Here is a 17,691-nt window from a genome sequence, read left to right as displayed (position 1 = left end):
TCATGTTGGAGACGCGCGGCGCCCAGCTGTACGAGGTCTTAAGGAACGTCCGACCGCTCGTGCTCAACTCGGCCCGCGTGGTCGAGGCGGACCTGGCGGCCGACGGGCTGACCGTGGGCATGCGCGCGGTGCTGGAGGTGCTCGCCGAGGGCGGCCCGGCCACCGTGCCCGCGATCGGCGACACGCTCGACCTGGCCCGGCAGGGCATTCAGCGGCACGTCAACGATCTCGGTCGGCTCGGGCTGGTCGAGGTGCGCGACAACCCCTCCCACCGGCGGTCCGTGCTCATCGCCCTCAGCCCGGCCGGCGCCGAGCGGTTCGAGCGGATCAGGCGCGACGAGCTCGCCCGCCTCGGCCGGATGGCGACCGACTGCACCGAAGCCGAGATCGCCACCGCGATCAAGGTGCTCCGCAGCCTGAACCGGGACGTCCGGCAAAGAGCCGCAGGGAGCGACCGATGAAGAGCCGGGCGACCCATAAAAGCGGGGAGCGACCGATGAAGAGCCGGGCGACCCATGAAAGCGGGGAGCGACCGATGAAGGACCGGGCGGCCCATGAAAGCCGGGAGCAACCGATGATCTACGAGCTCACCACGGCCAACCGGCTCATGATCGCGGACCTGCTGGCGAGCCTCGATGACGAGCAGTGGGCGGCGCCGACCCTGTGCGCGGGCTGGACCGTACGGCATCTGGCCGCGCACTTCGTGCAGCCGATGCTGGTCACGTACGGGAAATTCTTTGTGGTCTCGATCCGCTATCGGGGTGACACCGCCCGAACTGTCGACCACTTCACCCGCAAGCTGGCGCGCCGCCCCCGGGCCGAGCTGATCGCCCTGCTCCGGGAGCACGCGAACGACCGGGTCGACCCGCCCCGCGTCGGGCCGATGGGCCCGTTCGCCGAGACCTGCGTGCACCTGCGCGACATCGCGCGCCCGCTCGGCCTGACCGCCGACGTGCCGGCCGAGCATTGGCGCCTGCTGCTCGACTATCTGGTCTCCCCCGGCGCCGCCCCGGGCCTGGTGCCGCCGGGCCGGCTCGACGGCCTGCACCTGCGCGACCCCGGCAGCGGCTGGAGCGACGGCCGGACCGGCGACCTGATCGAGGGTCCGCTCGAGGCGCTGGCCATGGCCGTCACCGGCCGCCGGGCCGCGCTGCCGGATCTGCGCGGCCCGGGCGTGGCGCGACTACAGGCGTAGTGCGGCACCAGGCGTAGCACGACGCTAGGCGTCCACCGGGATCGGCTCGCGCACCCGCCGAGCCGGGTCGACGGCGTACATGCGGGCCTCCGCCAGGTCGAAGTAGAGCCCGGTCAGCGTCAGCCGCCCGGCCGCCTCGGCCTCCCGGACCACCGGATAGGTCCGCAGGTTGACCAGCTGCTGGGCCACGTTGGCGGTGACGCAGTGCTCCTCGCCGTCGCACTCGGCGAAGTCGGCGCCCGACAGCCGCAGCCACGCGCCCAGCGAGCCGTCGATCGTCGCGGCGCCCTTCATCAGTGCCTGCACCGCGCCGCAGCCGGAATGGCCGCACACCGTGATCGTGCTGACCTTCAACACGTTCACGGCGAATTCGATGCTCGCGCCGACCGAGGTGTCCCCCGACCCGTACGGGGGAACGATGTTGCCCACGTTGCGCAGGCAGAACAGGTCACCCGGCCCACTCGTGGTGATCAGGTTGGGCACCAGGCGCGAGTCGGCGCACGTGATGAACAGCTGCTCGGGCTGCTGCCCGTCGCGCGCGAGCCCGGCCAGATGCGGCCGCACGAGGGGCGCCACGCTGCGCTCGAACTCGCGGATCCCCGCCTCCATGGCGTCGCGCCGCTGACGGTCCCGATCCTGCCATTGCGTCCACGACCCGAAGCGGCGCGGCGGCGCGGTCTTGCCCTCGCCGAGCCGGCCACTGGTCGCGCGCTGGAACCACCCGTCGTGCGTCTCGCGCACCGTGACCGTTCCCCCGCTTTTCCCGTACGCCTCCCGCCAGTCCTGAATCACCTGGAAGGCGCCGTGGTCGAGGTAGTCCAGGTGCAGGTGCACGGCCACCGTCCCGCCCTCGGGGATGCCGGCCAGCGCCCGCGCGACCCGCCCCGACCCGACGAAGGCGAGCGTGCCGCTGATCGTCACCGTCCAGGTGCTGTCGTCGCCCGGCACGACTCGGATCTCGCAGCGCACCAGCCGCCACAGCATCATCAGCACGGCCGCCGCCAGCCCCATCCCGACCCCGGTCAGCAGGTCCGTCGCGACGACCCCGACCGCGGTGACCACGTACGTCGGGAGTTCGCGATGCCGTGCGTAGGTGCGGATCTGGGCCAGGCTGATCAGCCGCAACCCGACCACGACGAGCACCGCGGCCAGGGCGGCCATCGGGATCGTCTCCAGCAGGGGCGCACAGAGCAGCACGAACAGCGCGATCCAGAGGCCGTGCAGGATCGCCGAGTTGCGGGTCTTGGCCCCGGCGGCCACGTTCGTCGAGCTGCGGACGATCACGCCGGTGACCGGCAGGCCGCCGAGCAGGCCGGAGGTGGCGTTGGCGGCGCCCTGGGCCACCAGTTCCCGGTTGAGGTTCGCCCGGGGACCGTCGTGCATGCGGTCGACCGCCACCGCCGAGAGCAGCGACTCGATGCTGGCGACCAGGGCGATGGTCAGCACCGCGACGGCGATCTGGCCCGGGCCGGCGTCGGGCCAGCGCGGCAGGGCGAGCTCGGCCAGCGGCGCGTCGGGCAGGTCGACCCGCTTGGCATCCGAGCCCATCGCGGCGGCCGCCCCGGTGGCGATCACGACCGCGGCCAGGGCGGCGGGCAGCAGCGAGGTCTTCACCAGCCGCGGCCAGAGCAGCAGCACGCCGATGGTGAGCAGCCCGATCAGCGTGGAGTGGCTGTGGCTGCCGACGATCTGCGCGGGCAGGTCGCGCAGGTTCTTCCAGGCCTCGCCCTGGGCGTCGCCGCCGAGCAGCACGTGCACCTGGCTGAGCGCGATGACCAGCCCGATGCCGGCCAGCATGCCGTGCACGACGGCGGGCGAGAGGGCGAGCGCGGCGCGGCCCAGGCGGGCCAGGCCGAGCACGATCTGGACGCCACCGGCGAGCGCCACGATGGCGGCGGTGGCGGCGAAGCCGTAGGTGGCGATGGTCCCGGCGACGATCACGGTGAGCCCCGCGGCGGGCCCGCTGACCTGCAGCGGCGCGCCACCGAACAGGCCGACTACTACGCCGCCGACCACCGCGGCGATGAGGCCGGCCATCAGCGGCGCCCCGGAGGCGGCGGCGATGCCGAGCGAGAGCGGGATCGCGATCAGGAAGACCACGATCGAGGCCGGGACATCATGTCTCAATGCCTTCAAGACGGACATGTCGGGAATCTACCGAGCACGGATTAACCCGTTGTTACGACGCTCTCGCCCTCAGCGAAGCCACAGCGAGTTGCCCGGACACTCCCAGCCAGGACGGCTCAGGCCTTCCAGACGTCCTGGTTCGCCTCGTACATCTCACGCAGGATGGCCGGGACGTCGTACGTCAGCTTCCACTCCGGGTAGTGCTGCTCGAAGCGGGCCGTGCTGCTGATCCACCACTGGTGGTCACCGGTGCGGGCCTGGTCGACGTAGTCGGTGCGGGCCTCGAGACCGGTGATCTCCGAGGCGATCGCGAAGGCCTCGATGTGGCTGCAGTTGGAGAACCGGCCGCCGCCCATGTTGTAGACCTCGGCGACCCGCGGCGCGCGGTAGAACGCCTCGAACGCCGACACCAGGTCGTGGGAGTGGATGGCGTCGCGCACCATTTTTCCCTTGTACCCGTAGATGTGATAGAGACGCTGCTCCATCACGCAGCGCATCACGTACGCCAGGAAGCCGTGCAGCTCGGCCGCCGAGTGGCCCGGGCCGGTCAGCGTGCCGCCGCGGAACACCGCAGTCGGCATGTCGAAGTAGCGCCCGTACTCCTGAACCAGCACGTCGGCCGCCACCTTGGACGCGCCGAACACCGAGTGCAGGGTCTGGTCGATCGACATCTCCTCGTCGATACCGCCGTGCCACTGGTGATCCGCGGGCAGCTCGTACCGCGTCTCCTGCTCGATCAGCGGGAGCCGGTTGGGCGTGTCGCCGTAGACCTTGTTGGTCGAGGTGAAGATGAACGGGGCGCTCGGCGCATGCGCGCGGGCCGCCTCGAGCATGTTGAGCGTGCCGACCGCGTTGACGTCGAAGTCGGTGAACGGCTCCTTGGCCGCCCAGTCGTGCGACGGCTGGGCCGCCGCGTGGATTACCAGGCCGATGTTCTTGCCGAGCTTGGCGAACAGGGCGGCCAGGCCGTCCCGGTCGCGGATGTCGATCTCGTGGTGGGTGTACCGGTCGCCGACCTCGGAGGTCAGGCGGTCCAGGTTCCACCGGGTGGACCCGTCCTTGCCGAAGAAGTAGCTGCGCATGTCGTTGTCGATGCCGACGACGTCCATGCCGAGGGCGGCGAAGTGCCGCACCGACTCGGAGCCGATAAGGCCGGCCGATCCGGTCACCACGACGACATTGCTCATCAAACTACCTCCCGGTGAGAGTTCGGCCCGAGGTTACAGGGTGTGCGCATCAACCCCGGCCACCGCCTGCCATGTCGTCACAGTCATGCATGCCCTCAGCACGAAACGGGCACGGAACAGGATCGGCACATGTGATGGCGAGGCTCCGACCAGGCAAGAGTTCGGGCCATAGGAAGGGCGGTCCCATGACGGAGTCTCTGAGCGTCACGTCGGGCAACACGACGAGCAATGACGGTCTCGACCTCGGCGCCGAGGAGGAATTGCACGTCGTCGACCTCGTGACCAGGGAACTCGTCCCGCGGGCGCAGGAGATCCTCGACCAGCTCAACCCCGAGCACTTCTCGGCCGAGCTGCACCGGTCGGTGGTCGAGACCAACACGCCGGTGGCAGTCACGCTGGACGGCCTGCGCGACGCGATCGTCGAGCGGCGGCGCACGGCGATCACGGTGGCCGAGTCGCTGGGCCTGGGTCTGGTCGCCGCGGGCACGGTTCCGCTGGTCGATCTGGAGTCACTCCCGGTGACGCCCACCTCGCGCTATCGGCGGATGCTCGACGACTATCAGCTGCTCGCCCGCGAACAGCTGATCTGCGGCGCCCAGGTGCACGTCGGGGTGCCCGACCGGGACGAGGCAGTGGCCGTGGCCCAGCGGGTCGCGTCGGCGCTGCCCACCCTGCTCGCGCTGAGCACCAGTTCCCCGTACTGGATGGGTGAGGACTCGGGGTATGCCAGCGTGCGGTCGCTGGTCTGGCTGCGCTGGCCGACCGCGGGCGACCCGGGCGTGCTCAACAGCGCCGCCGACTACGACGAGCTGGTCGCCGACCTGCTGGCCTCGGGCACCATCACCGACCCCAAGATGGTCTATTTCGACGTACGCCCGTCGGCGCACCTGCCCACGGTGGAGTTGCGGGTCACCGACTCCAGCCCCGACGTCGACACGGTCGTGCTGCTGGCGGGTCTGTTCCGCGGGCTCGTGCGGCGGGCCCAGCAGGACTACCGGGCCGGCCGCCCGTTCACGCCGTCCAAGCCGCCGCTGCACCGCGCCGCGATGTGGCGGGCCGCGCGCTCGGGCCTCGAGGGTGACCTGCTCGATCTCGTACGCGGCACGCCCGAGCCGATGCCGGCCCCGGTCGCCGTCGAGCGGCTGGTCGGCGACCTGCGCCCGCAGCTCGAGGAGCTGGGCGACTGGGAGCAGGTGTTCGACCTGTCGGTGCGGGCGCTCAGCCGGGGCAGCTCGGCCGCGCGGCAGCGCCGGGCCATGACCCGCCGCGGCCGGATCTCCGACGTGGTCGACCTGCTGGTGGCCGACACCCGGGGCGGCGCGACCGGCATCGGGCCCGAGGGCCAGTCGGTGCCGGCGGGCCTGTTCCCGTACGCCCGCACCGGCGACGAGGCCTTCCCCGGCGGGGACGTCGAGGATTCGTACGGGGGAATCTTGAATGTCCTGACGGCGCTCGGCTCGGCCGGTCTGCGCCGCCGCGAGGACGCGCGGGACGACGAGCAGCGGCAGCGGGGCATCACCTTCAGCGTGGCCGGGGAGGCCGCGACCCGGCTGTTCCCGTTCGACCTGGTGCCGCGGATCGTGCCCGCCGCCGACTGGGCGAGCCTGCGGGGCGGACTGGTGCAGCGGGTGCGCGCGCTCGACCTGTTCATTCAGGACGTGTACGGCGAGCGGGCGGTCGTGCGTGACGGCGTCGTGCCCGACTGGGTGATCGACGGGTCGCCCGAGCTGCGGCCGAGCGGCGCCCTGGTCGACCACGCCGGGGTGCGCGCGCAGGTGGCCGGGGTCGACCTGGTGCGTGACGCGGACGGGCAGTGGTGCGTGCTCGAGGACAACCTGCGGGTGCCGTCGGGCATCGCGTACGCCATGCAGAACCGCCGGCTGACCCACGCCGTGCTGCCCGAGCTGCCCCTGCCGGACACCCTGATCTCGGTCGAGCGCACGCCCGAGCTGCTCCTGCGCGCGCTGACCGAGTCGGCCCGCCCGGCCGCCGGCGACGACCCGCGGATCGTGGTGCTGAGCCAGGGGCCGGACGACTCGGCCTGGTTCGAGCACAAGATGCTGGCCGAGGAGATGCACGTCCCGATCGTCCGCAGCACCGAGCTGTTCGTCGACGAGGGCCGGGTGTTCCGGCTGCGCGACGGCAAGCGCTACCCGGTCGACGTGATCTATCTGCGGATGGGCGAGGACAGCCTGGTGCACTCGCCCGGCGCGGACGGGATGCCGCTCGGCCCCAGCCTGATCACCGCGCTTCACGCCGACACGGTGGTGCTGGCCAACGCGCTGGGCAACGGCATCGGCGACGACAAGGCCGTGTACGCCTACGTGCCCAAGCTGATCGAGTACTACCTGGGCGAGAAGCCGCTGCTGGCCGACGTGCCGACGTATCTGTGCGGGATTCCCGAGCAGCGCGCCGAGGTGCTCGACCGGCTCGACCAGCTCGTCTGCAAGCCGGTCGACGGCTACGGCGGCGACCGCATCGTGATCGGCCCCCATGCGACTCCGGAGGACCTTTCCGCCGTACGCCGGCAGATCCGCACCGCCCCGCACCGGTGGGTGGCGCAGGAGGTCGTGCAGCTCTCGACGCACCCGGTCTTCGACGGGCACCAGCTCGCGCCCCGGCACGTCGACCTGCGCGCCTTCGTCTTCACCGGCACCGAGTCGGTGGTCGCCCCGGCCGCCCTGACCCGGGTCGCCCCGGCCGGCTCGATGATCGTCAACTCGTCGCGCGGGGGCGGCTCGAAGGACACCTGGTTGCTGGGGTGACAGGCGCGTTACGGCGCCGTCACCTGATCGAAATCGACAACAGGGAGGTTCAACAATCATGTGCGGAATCGCGGGCGAACTGCGGCACGACGGGCACCTGGCGGATGAGGAAGCCGTCCGCCGGATGCTGCCGTGCCTTCAGTCGCGCGGTCCGGACGGTGAGGGCCTCTGGGCACGCGGCCCGGTCGCGCTCGGTCACCGCCGGCTCAAGATCATCGACCTGTCGGAGGCCGGTCACCAGCCGATGATCGACGACGAGCTGGGCCTGTCCCTGGTGTTCAACGGCTGCATCTACAACTATCAGCAGCTGCGCGAGGAGCTCCGGGGCCACGGCTACACGTTCTTCTCCACCTCGGACACCGAAGTGATCATCAAGGCGTACCACCGCTGGGGCGCCGACTGCGTGAAGCGCTTCCTCGGCATGTTCGCCTTCGCGATCGTCGAGCACGGCACCGGCACGGTCATGCTGGCCCGCGACCGCCTCGGCATCAAGCCGCTCTATCTGGCCGAGTCGCCCGGCCGCCTGCGCTTCGCCTCGACGCTGCCCGCCCTGCTGGCCGCGGGCGACGTCGACAAGTCGATCGACCGGGTCGCCCTGCAGCACTACATGACGTTCCACTCGGTCGTGCCCGCGCCGCGGACCATCATCAACGGCGTCCGGAAGCTGCCGCCGGCGACCGTACGGATCATCCGTACCGACGGCACGTCGACCGAGCACGTCTACTGGGAGGCCTCGCACTCCCGGCGGCCCGAGATCGCCGACGCCGAGTGGCCCGAGCTGATCCACGAGAAGCTCAAGCTCGCGGTCGAGCGCCGGATGGTGGCCGACGTGCCGGTGGGCGTGCTGCTCTCGGGCGGCATCGACTCCAGCTACATCGTGGCGCTGCTGGCCGAGCAGGGGCAGCGCGGGCTCACCACGTTCAGCATCGGGTTCGAGGCGGGCGGCGGCGAGCAGGGCGACGAGTTCGCCTATTCGGACATCGTGGCCAAACAGTTCGACACCACGCATCATCAGATCCGGATCGGGAAGGACAGGTTCCTGCCGGCCGTTGACCGTACGGTCGCGGCGATGAGCGAGCCGATGGTGTCGCACGACTGCATCGCGTTCAACCTGCTCAGCGAGGACGTGTCAAAGTCGGTCAAGGTCGTACAATCGGGTCAGGGCGCGGACGAGATCCTGGCCGGCTACAGCTGGTATCCGCCGCTCGCGGACGTGCCCTACTCGGTGGCCGCGGACGCGTACGCGAAGGAGTTCTTCGACCGCCCGCACAGCCGCCTGGCCCAGCAGCTCAACCCCGACTGGCTGGTCGAGACGGACGTCTGCCGGGAGTTCGTCGCCGCGAGCTTCGGCCGGCCCGGGGCCGAGACGGCGGTCGACGCGGCGCTGCGGCTCGACTCGCAGGTGATGCTGGTCGACGATCCGGTCAAACGGGTCGACAACATGACTATGGCGTGGGGCCTCGAGGCTCGCGTACCGTTCCTCGATCACGAGTTGGTGGAACTGGCCGCGGCCTGCCCGCCGGCCCTGAAACTGGCGCACGGCGGCAAGGGGGTTCTGAAGGAGGCGGCCCGCGGGGTCGTGCCCGACGAGGTGATCGACCGGACCAAGGGATATTTCCCCGTTCCCGGGATTCGGCACCTCGAGGGCCCGATGCTCGACAAGGTCCGCGACGCGCTCTCGGCGCAAGCCGCGCGCGACCGGGGGTTGTTCCGGCCGGAATACGTTGACTTCCTGCTGGCCGACCCCAACACGCCGCGCACGACGCTCGGCGCGAACCAGCTGTGGCAACTCGCGTTGCTGGAGATGTGGTTGCAGGACAAGGGAATCTAGCTAGCGAGGGAGGACCCGTATGACCGGTCAGTTCAACCGTGTCGACGTAACCGTTTTGCCGATGGGCTGGACGAACATAGATGCGGGCACCTTCCCTTCCGAGGTCTCGGGCAGCTGGTCGCCGGCCCTGTCGCCGGACGGCCGGCACGCCGCCTACGTCTCCGACCGCAGCGGCCGCCCCCAGGTGTGGGTGCAGCCGGTCGGCAGCGACCTGACGTTCCTGGTCGACACGGGCGAGGCCCCCGTCGCGACCGTGCAGTGGTCGACCGGCGGCGGCTGGCTGGCCTGCCACGTCGCCCCCGGCGGCGCGCCCCGGCACGAGGTGTGGCTGGTCCGGCCGGACGGCTCGGAGCTGCACCAGGTGGCCGGCTTCGGCGCCGACACGGCCGACAACATGCGCTGGCTGCCCGGCCGCTCGCTGCTGGCGCTGACCGAGAACCTGACGACCGCCCTGCTGATCGACCCGTCCGACGGTTCCCGCTCGATCGTCGCCCGCGGCGAGCTGATCTCGCTGTGCGACGTCTCGCCGGCCCGCGACCGGGCGCTGCTGCGGGTCGGCCCGCGCGGCGACCGCCACATCGTGGTGCGCGACCTGCTGACCGGCGTCGACGAGTTCGTCACCGCGGGCGAGCAGGCGGTCTTCGGGCCGGACGGCGAGACCGTGTACGCCCGCAGCGAGTCCGGCGAGCTGCCGGTGCTGATCCGCGTGGCCAAGGGCGGCGTGGAGGTGCTGGCCGCGTCCGAGACCGACGAGGTCGAGTCGTTCACGATCACGGCCGACGGGCGTACAGCGGCGGTCTTGTGGAACCTGCGCGGGGGCCTGTCGTCGGTGGCCCTGCTCGACCTCGACTCGGGCGCCCGGCGCACGCTGACCCCGCAGCCGGGCTCGGTGATCAGCGGCCCGGCCTGGTCCTTCGACGGGTCGACGCTGAGCTTCACGGCCGAGGGCCCGGGCCAGCCCCACGGCGTCTGGGTGTCGTCGGCGGCGATCGGGGTGGCGCCGGTGTCGGCCGAGCCGCCGGCGCCCGGCGCGGTGACGCCCACGCTCGAGACGTTCCCGGCGCACGACGGGCTGACGCTGACGGGGTGGCTGTTCCGGCCCGTGGGGGAAGGGCCCTTCCCGACCGTGCTGTGGTTCCACGGCGGGCCGGAGGCGCAGGAGCGGCCGGGGCACGGGCCGCTCTTCCAGTCGCTGGTCGACCGGGGCATCGCCGTGTTCGCGCCCAACGTACGGGGGTCTTCGGGCTTCGGTCGTACGTTTGTGAACGCCGACAATCTGGCCCTGCGCTACGCCGCTATCCAGGACGTGCAGTCCTGTGTTCACCACCTCACCAGTTCGGACATTGCCGATATTTCACGACTGGGCATCATGGGGCGGTCGTACGGGGGCTACCTGACGCTGGCCGCGCTGACGACGTTCCCCGACATGTTCGCGGTCGGCATCGACGTCTGCGGCATGTCCAACTTCGCCACGTTCTACGAGCACACCGAGCCCTGGATCGCCGCGGCGGCCGTCTCCAAGTACGGCGACCCGGTGACCGACGAGGCGTTGCTGGCCGACCTCTCCCCCATCACCCGCATCGACCGATTGCGTACGCCGCTGATGGTCGTGCACGGCGAGAACGACAGCAACGTCCCGGTCATCGAGGCCGAGCAGGTCGTACGGGCCCTGGCCGAACGCGGCATCCCGCACCGCTACCTGCTGTTCCCGGGCGAGGGCCACGAACTGCTGCACCGCTCCTCGCGAGCCGACTACATGCGCGAGACGGTCGACTGGCTGACGACGCATCTGCAGCCGCTCACTGCCTGAGCCGCTCCGCTACCCGCCCCATCGCGTCCCGCAGTTCCGAGGGCTCGACGTCGCTCAGGTCGCTGTCGAACGTGATGAACAGCCCCGCGATCCCGGTCCAGGACCACCCGCCGATGGTGAGCCGGCTGCGCCGCTCGTCGACGGGCTCGACGACGGAGCCGCCCGGGGCCCAGCGGGCGACGACCGGGGCGGGCACGTCGAGGACGGCCGACCCGACGCACTGCCAGCGGCCGGGGGTGTCGCCCCGGTCCGGGTTCTGCACGACCAGGCGGGTCAGGTCGTCGCGGGTGAGCGGTTGCGGCGTGAAGACCGCGCCGCCGCCCGGGGTGCGGGGCCGGATCCGGTCGACCCGGTAGGTGTGCCAGGCATGGCCGGGAAGGTCGCGGGCGATCAGATACCAGCGGCCGGCCCAGACGACCAGGTGGTGCGGCTCGACCTCCCGGGGCGCCTGAAACCCGGGACGGCCCGGATCGGGAACGGCGCCGTCGGGGTCGCGGTAGTCGAAGCTCAACACCCGGGCCGTACGGATGGCGGCGCCGACGGCCCGGAGCGTGACCACGTCGACGGGCGCGGCCGAGAACTCCCAGTAGTTGCGGAGCGAGGTCACCTGGAACGCCTCGCTGGCCGCCCGCAGCCGGGCCGGCATGACCTGCCGCAGGGTCGTGAGCGCCCGGGCCACGGCGTCGTCGATCCCGGAGACGGTGGCCGGCGCGGTCTGCAGTGCCAACGCGATCGCGATCGCCTGGTCGTCGTCCAGCACCAGAGCCGGCAGCCGTCCCCCGGCGCCGAGCCGATAACCGCCGCCCGCTCCCATCACGGCGTTGACCGGATAGCCGAGCTCGCGAAGGGTGTCGACGTCGCGCCGCAGGGTCCGGGCCGACACCTCCAGCCGCGCTGCCAGCTCGGCCCCGGGCCACTCGACGCGCGCCTCGAGCAACGACAGCAGGCGCAGGATGCGTGCGGAGGTATCGGCCACGGGGGCCACGATTCCAGACCTGGCGGTCAGCCGGTGACCGCCACGGTTGCCACTCTGCCCGCCATGAGCACTCACCTCTCCACCACCGTCGAGGGCCGGCGAGCGTCGATCGCCCTGCTGGTCGTCCTGTTCGCCTCGTTCATGGATCTGCTCGACGTCACCATCGTCACGGTCGCCGCCCCCGACATCGCCGCCGACCTGAGCGCCGGCGAGGCCCAGCTTCAGTGGACCGTCGCCGCGTACACGCTGGCCCTGGGCTCCGGGCTGATCACGGGCGGGCGGGTCGGCGACGCGTACGGGCGGCGCCGGGTCTTCCTCGTCGCCCTGATCGGCTTCGCCGTCGCCTCCGCGGCGTGCGCGCTGGCCCCGTCGGCGGGCGCGCTGATCGCCCTGCGCGCGCTGCAAGGCCTGGCCGGCGGGTTCCTGGTGCCGCAGGTCTTCGGGATCATCCGGTCCTCGTTCGCGCCGGCCGCGATGGCCAAGGCGTTCGGGGCGTACGGGGCCGTGCAGGGACTGGCCGCGGTCGCCGGTCCGCTGCTCGGGGGCGCGCTGGTCGACGCCGACCTCGGGGGCCTGGGCTGGCGCACCATCTTCTGGATCAACATCCCCGTCGCCCTCGTCGCCCTGATTCTGGGCCTGCGGGTGCTGCCCGAGTCGACCTCGCCCGCGCCGGCCCGTCTCGACGCGGCCGGGGCGTTGCTGTCCGCCGTCGCGGTCGTGCTGGTGCTGCTGCCGCTGGTGCAGGGGCGGGACTGGGGCTGGCCCTGGTGGGGGTGGGCGCTGCTGCTGGCCGGGCTGGGCCTGCTGGCCGGGTTCGTGGCCTACGAGCGGGGCCTCGCGGGCCGGGGCATTCTCGACCCGGCGCTGCTGACCGTACGTCCGTTCACGGCCGGGCTGGCGGCGTCGGTGCTCTTCTTCGGCGCGCTGGCGTCGTTCTTCCTGGTCCTGTCGATCTATCTGCAGTCCGGGACGGGCCGCTCGGCCTGGCAGACCGGCCTGGTGATCCTCCCGTACGCGATCGGGTCGATGCTCACCTCCGGCGCCGGGGTGGCGCTCGCGGCCAGGGCCGGCCGGGCCTTGCTGGTCACCGGTTCCCTGACGCTCGCCGCGTCCCAGGCCCTGCTGTGGCTGCTGGTCCGCGACGGCGGCACGCCCGGCTACTGGCCCCTGGCCGGCGCGCTGTTCCTCGGCGGGCTCGGCCTCGGCCTGGCCGCCCCGATCCTGGTCAACGTCGTGCTGGCCGGCGTGCCGGGGCACCAGGCCGGCGCGGCGGGCGGGGTGCTGTCCACCGTCATCCAGATCGGCGGGGCGGCCGGGATCGCCGTGCTCGGCACCGTCTTCTTCGACGCCCTCGGGACCCCGCCCGCGTTCGGGCACGGGCTCGCCCAAGTCATGCCGTGGCAGGTGGTCGCGTACGTGCTGGCCGCCCTGGCGATGCTCGCCCTGCCCCGCACCGCCGCCGCTCACTGAAATACGCGAGGAGCGCCGGCCACCGCTGCGGTCCCCTCCCGCTGCGGCCGGCCGGCGCTCCCGTCTCGGTGCCCTGACCCTTAGGCCCTGTTTCGTAGTGGGGGCGGGGCTGCGGCAGGGCCCAGATCCCGCCTGGCGGCGTCCCGTGAAAGCCAGGTTCCAACACCGGGAGCCAGGCTTCCCCGGGCCACCACCAGACGAAATCTGGACCCGGCCTCGCTCCCACCCCCACTACGAAACAGGACCTAGAAGCGGGTCAAGGTGATGCCCGCGAGCCGCGGGTCGCCGCTGTGCACCAGCGACTCCTGCGCCTGCACGTCGTCGAAGGCGAACGCGTACGCCCGGCCGTCGACCATGTTGTCGTGGATGACCTTGCCGTACACGTTGGCGCTTTCGCCCTGATAGAAGTCGGCCGCCGTGCCGCTCGGCTGCACGTCCCGCTTGTCCAGCGTGTTGCGGGTCAGCGCGGCGCACAGGGTGCGGGCGATCGGGCCGACGACCAGGTCGTTCGGGGCGCCCAGGGCACCGTCGCAGCCCCACACGTTCGCGGTCGAGGGCTTGGTGAACGACGCCACCGTCTTGCCGGTGCTGTCCGTGAAGTTCATGACGTTGCCCGAGGTGCGGCCGAAGAACTTCTTGTCCGGCTGGTCGCTGAACGGGACGACGGTCAGGTTCTTCCCGGTGTAGGTGTTCCACGACTTCGTGATGTACGAGTCGAGGAAGGTCGGGCTCATCAGGCCCGCGTCGGCCGCCTTGCCCGGCGCCAGCACCCGCAGCACCGTGCCGTCGCCCCGGGTCACCACGCTCTTGGCGAAGTCGGGCGACGCCTTGATCGCGTCGATGACCCGCTGCCGGCCGCCCGGCTTGACCTCACCGGTCTTCAGGGTCTTGCCGTCGCCGCCGGTCACGTCGATGGCGTGCGGCACCGAGAACATGTCGACCTGCGAGCTGTTGATGAACAGGCCGCCGTCGTTGAAGGTGAACTCGCTCCAGTCGAACAGGATGTCGCGGTTCGGGTCACCGCCGGCCCACGGCGCGGGCTGCACCAGGCCGTCGGTGGTCAGCCGGAAGTCGAGCTTCTGCCCGAACGACATGTAGAGGCGGCCGGAGAGGTTCTTCGGCATCTTCACGGTGACGCTGGAGCCGTTGGCCGGCCCGGGGATCGAGACGTCCGGAGCCGGTACGGGCACCGAGCCGCCGCCCGACCAGTTGGTGAACGCGCCGGCCGCGTTGACATAGCCGAGCTTGCCGGTCGTCAGGTTCGTCCCCAGCATGTAGAGGAAGACGTTCTCGCCGCGGCCCGTGTCGTTGGTTACCTTGACCGGCAGGATGTCGCTCTTCGGCGGCACGCTCGTGGGGTTCTCGGCCGGCTTGGTCGTGGCCGGCGGCTGGGTCGGCTGCGTCGCCGGCGGCTTCGTCGGCACCTGGGTCGTCGGCGCCACCGTCGGGGCGGTTGTGGTGATCACGTCACCGCCGCCCCCGCACGGCATGCCGTTGAGCTTGCAGTTGGCCGGCTTGCCACCCGCCCCGACAAAACCGAACGTGACACTGGCGTCCGCCGGCACGACCCCGTTCCACGACCGGTTGCTGAAGGTCAGGTGGTTGCCGCTGAGGGCCAGGTCGGTGTCCCAGTAGCTGCCGATCGACCCCCCGGCCGGCAGATCGAACTCCACCTTCCACGACTTCATGTCGCCGCCGGTGTTCTTGATGGTCACCTCGCTCTGCCACCCCGAACCCCAGTCCGAGACCGTACGCAACGTGGCAGTAGGCGCAGCGGCCGAAGCAGGCAGGGCGATCCAGGTGGTAACCCCCACCACAGCCGCGGCGGCGACCGAGGAGAGGATGAGCGTTCGGTGACGCATCGTTCGCTTGTGACGCATGGTGGGACAGGCCTCCGTAGTAGCGGACCCACCCATGCTCGAAGCGTCGCCCTTAAAACGACCTTAAAGATCATCCGGGAACCCCTTAAGCCCGGACGAGCTGCCCTTATGCCCCTGCCGACCTGCCCGACCACCGACCCCAACCCGCCGCAGCCGAGGCGGCCCGGCCCTGCTCCGGATGGGCGGCACACCTTCGGATTTACTCACGCGTGAACCGCGATCTTCGCCCCCTACCGAGCCGGAACAGTGCCCGCCCTAACCAAGGGGGACCCCCGCCCAGCACCCATTTTACCGGGCGGGGGCGATCTTCGGAGGCGAGGCGGGGCGTCGCTGTGGACAGCCCGGAAATGTGGATAACGCGGTTGATCTCTGGAGATGTGCTACCCGAGCGGGTGGTGGCAGACGGCTTCGAGGTTGATGCCGTGGGGGTCGAGGACGAAGGCGCCGTAATAGTCGTCGTGATACTCGGGATGGACTGCGGGCTCCAGTGTTGGTGTGGCGCCCGCCTTGAGGGCCGCCTCGTAGAACGTGTTCACGTCGTCGCGGGTGTCGACTGTGAAGGCTACGTGCATGTTGGTGCCTACCGTGCCGCCGTCGATCAGCCAGAAGTAGGGCTTTACGTTGGCCAGGCCGAAACCGGTCATGGCGGTGGGCTGGTTGGGGGTGGCGTTCGGGGGGATTTTCAGCATCTTCGTGATGCCGATGGCGGCCAGCACCGGTTCGTAGAAGGCCACTGCCTCGGCCAGCGACGGGACGGCCAGGTTGAGGTGGTCGATGCGGGATCCGGAACGGTCGAGTGTCATGGCTACGAAGGTGCCCGGCATCGCGGCCACGGAATGGCCGCGATGCCGGAAGAAAGGCTCAGCCGCGGCGCCACTTCTGGTTGGCTCCGCCGTGGCATTCCCAGAGCAGCAGCTTCGCGCCGTCGTTGGGGTTCCAGGCGTCGATGTCGATGCACTTGTTGGCCTGGGGGTTGACCAGGTCGCCGGCGGCCGAGAGGACCCACTGCTGGGCCGGGTTGCCGCTGCACGTGACGATCTGGATGATCGCGCCGTTGGCGGTCGAGCCCCAGGCCACGTCGACGCACTTGTTGTTCGACGTCTGCAGGGTGCCGTTGACGAAATTGAACTTCTGCGCGGCGGTGTTGTTGCAACCCCACATCTGCAGCTGTACGCCATCGGAGAAGTTGCCGTTGGGCACGTCGATGCACTTGTTGTTGAGGCTGCTGATGATCGACGAGCCGCCCGAGCCGCCGCCGGTGGTGGTCAGGGACAGGCCGTAGACCTGGAGGATCTCGTTGACCGGCTGGAACCACATCGTGCCGCCGCTCGAGCAGTTGCCCGAGCCGCCCGAGGTGACGCCCTGGGCCTGGTTGCCCGAGATCCACGAGCCGCCGGAGTCGCCCGGCTCGGCGCACGCGTTGCTGCGGGACAGGCCGGAGACCGCGCCCTGGGAGTAGACGATCGTCTCGTTGCGGCCGAGCAGGGTGCCGCAGCGCCAGCCCGACGTGCGGCCCGAGCGGCAGATCGAGCTGCCGATGGCCGCGTCCTGCGAGCCGGCCACGGTCACGTTGCCGCCGGCGTAGTTGTTGACCCACGGCTGCGAGGTCCAGTTGCCGTTCGTACGGACCCAGGCGTAGTCGTTGCCCGGGAACGAGGAGCCGGCGAAGGTGCCCTGGGCGACGTTGTTATAGCCGAGGGTCGGGCTGCCGGTGCCGCCGCAGTGGCCGGCCGTGACGAAGCCGCCCGCGACCGAGAAGCCGACCGAGCACAGCGTGTTGCCGTTGATCACGTACTGGTCGCCGCCGCGGGTGTCGTACAGGGGGCGGGGTTGCTCGGCGGTGACGACCGTGACCGAGTCACCGCCGAAGGCGCGAGCCGCGGCCGTGGAGCCGGGGGCGGCCATGACGACGACCCGGTTGTTGGGGGTGTCGACGTACCAACCCCGTACGCCCGACGCCCGCGCGGAAGAGGCCTTTTTGTCCAGCTTGTCGCGCAGAAGGGTGAGGTCGGAAGCGGAAGCACCGACGAGCCGGGCGTCGGCCCCCTCAGCCCGTACGGCATCAATGGCGGACGACGAGGTGACCGCGACCGTGAGCCGGGAAGCGCCGGAAGGAATCCACGCCCCCGCGAAGGCGGAGCCGAGCTTGGCCTTGAGCCGCTTCTCGACCACCGGGGCCGCCGCCTCGGTCCGCAGCCGGGTCTCGATCTGGGCGTCGGTGAGCTTCAGGTCCCGGCGCATCGCACTGAGCATGCCCGGGTCGATGTCGGCGGACGGAGCAGGGGCGGGGGCGGCCTGAGCAGCGGGGAGGGGGCTCAGGGTGGCCGCCGTGACGACTGCCGCGGCTATCGCCAGCAAGCGTGAACGTGGGCGCATGGGGATCCTCTCGGAGCGCCGGGGAAAACCGGGGATAAATCGGAGGCTGTCTATGTATGACAACGCTGTCAAGA

12 protein-coding genes are annotated in these 17,691 nt (G+C 70.9%); 6 read left to right on the top strand and 6 right to left on the bottom strand.

The window, feature by feature from the left end; genetic code table 11:
- Positions 1 to 2 precede the first annotated feature (2 nt).
- Both JKJ07_RS07255 and JKJ07_RS07250 read left to right on the top strand, forming a co-directional pair.
- Complete coding sequence (locus JKJ07_RS07255) at positions 3 to 461, top strand: MarR family winged helix-turn-helix transcriptional regulator (protein WP_202990446.1); 459 nt, start codon at positions 3 to 5, stop codon at positions 459 to 461.
- A gap of 113 nt (positions 462 to 574) precedes the next feature.
- The gene (locus JKJ07_RS07250; RefSeq protein WP_202990445.1) at positions 575 to 1,195 is read left to right on the top strand and encodes a maleylpyruvate isomerase family mycothiol-dependent enzyme; all 621 of its coding nucleotides are present in this window, start codon (positions 575 to 577) and stop codon (positions 1,193 to 1,195) included.
- A 24-nt stretch (positions 1,196 to 1,219) separates the two neighbouring features.
- Here the strand turns inward: JKJ07_RS07250 and JKJ07_RS07245 are convergent, their stop codons facing one another.
- Positions 1,220 to 3,340 carry a SulP family inorganic anion transporter gene (locus JKJ07_RS07245; RefSeq protein WP_202990444.1) on the bottom strand — a complete coding sequence of 707 codons (2,121 nt, stop codon included), beginning with the start codon at positions 3,338 to 3,340 and terminating at the stop codon, positions 1,220 to 1,222.
- 98 nt (positions 3,341 to 3,438) lie between these two features.
- Positions 3,439 to 4,509: an NAD-dependent epimerase/dehydratase family protein gene (locus JKJ07_RS07240; protein ID WP_202990443.1), complete on the bottom strand. Its 1,071-nt coding sequence runs from the start codon at positions 4,507 to 4,509 to the stop codon at positions 3,439 to 3,441.
- 185 nt (positions 4,510 to 4,694) lie between these two features.
- Between JKJ07_RS07240 and JKJ07_RS07235 the strand changes: the two genes are divergently transcribed.
- Genes JKJ07_RS07235 through JKJ07_RS07225 form a run of 3 tightly spaced genes read left to right on the top strand, consistent with a single transcriptional unit; the run spans position 4,695 to position 10,915 of the window.
- Positions 4,695 to 7,274: a carboxylate--amine ligase/circularly permuted type 2 ATP-grasp protein gene (locus JKJ07_RS07235; protein WP_202990442.1), complete on the top strand. Its 2,580-nt coding sequence runs from the start codon at positions 4,695 to 4,697 to the stop codon at positions 7,272 to 7,274.
- 58 nt (positions 7,275 to 7,332) lie between these two features.
- A complete protein-coding gene (locus tag JKJ07_RS07230; protein WP_202990441.1) occupies positions 7,333 to 9,105 on the top strand; it encodes an N-acetylglutaminylglutamine amidotransferase in 1,773 nt (590 codons plus the stop codon).
- A 19-nt stretch (positions 9,106 to 9,124) separates the two neighbouring features.
- Entirely contained in the window at positions 9,125 to 10,915 is a 1,791-nt protein-coding gene (locus tag JKJ07_RS07225) for a S9 family peptidase (RefSeq protein WP_202990440.1), read from the top strand.
- On the opposite strand, the gene JKJ07_RS07220 is transcribed toward JKJ07_RS07225, so the two are convergent.
- Positions 10,905 to 11,891, bottom strand: coding sequence for a helix-turn-helix transcriptional regulator (locus tag JKJ07_RS07220; RefSeq protein WP_202990439.1), 987 nt, complete (start codon positions 11,889 to 11,891; stop codon positions 10,905 to 10,907). The genes JKJ07_RS07225 and JKJ07_RS07220 overlap by 11 nt on opposite strands.
- Before the next feature lie 63 nt (positions 11,892 to 11,954).
- On the opposite strand from JKJ07_RS07220, the gene JKJ07_RS07215 reads away from it, so the two are divergent.
- Entirely contained in the window at positions 11,955 to 13,361 is a 1,407-nt protein-coding gene (locus JKJ07_RS07215) for an MFS transporter (protein WP_202990438.1), read from the top strand.
- Between the two features lie 245 nt (positions 13,362 to 13,606).
- On the opposite strand, the gene JKJ07_RS07210 is transcribed toward JKJ07_RS07215, so the two are convergent.
- The 3 genes from JKJ07_RS07210 to JKJ07_RS07200 form a co-directional block, all read right to left on the bottom strand.
- A complete protein-coding gene (locus tag JKJ07_RS07210; RefSeq protein WP_236028459.1) occupies positions 13,607 to 15,223 on the bottom strand; it encodes a beta-1,3-glucanase family protein in 1,617 nt (538 codons plus the stop codon).
- Between the two features lie 398 nt (positions 15,224 to 15,621).
- Entirely contained in the window at positions 15,622 to 16,044 is a 423-nt protein-coding gene (locus JKJ07_RS07205; RefSeq protein ID WP_202990436.1) for a VOC family protein, read from the bottom strand.
- Between the two features lie 58 nt (positions 16,045 to 16,102).
- On the bottom strand, positions 16,103 to 17,617 hold the full coding sequence (locus JKJ07_RS07200) for a ricin-type beta-trefoil lectin domain protein (protein ID WP_236028458.1): 1,515 nt from the start codon (positions 17,615 to 17,617) through the stop codon (positions 16,103 to 16,105).
- Positions 17,618 to 17,691: the final 74 nt, after the last annotated feature.

The sequence above is a fragment of the Paractinoplanes lichenicola genome (assembly GCF_016785085.1).
Classification (GTDB): Bacteria; Actinomycetota; Actinomycetes; order Mycobacteriales; family Micromonosporaceae; genus Actinoplanes; species Actinoplanes lichenicola.
Note: the sequence above shows the minus strand (reverse complement) of the source record. Positions and strands in the feature narration are given on the sequence as shown.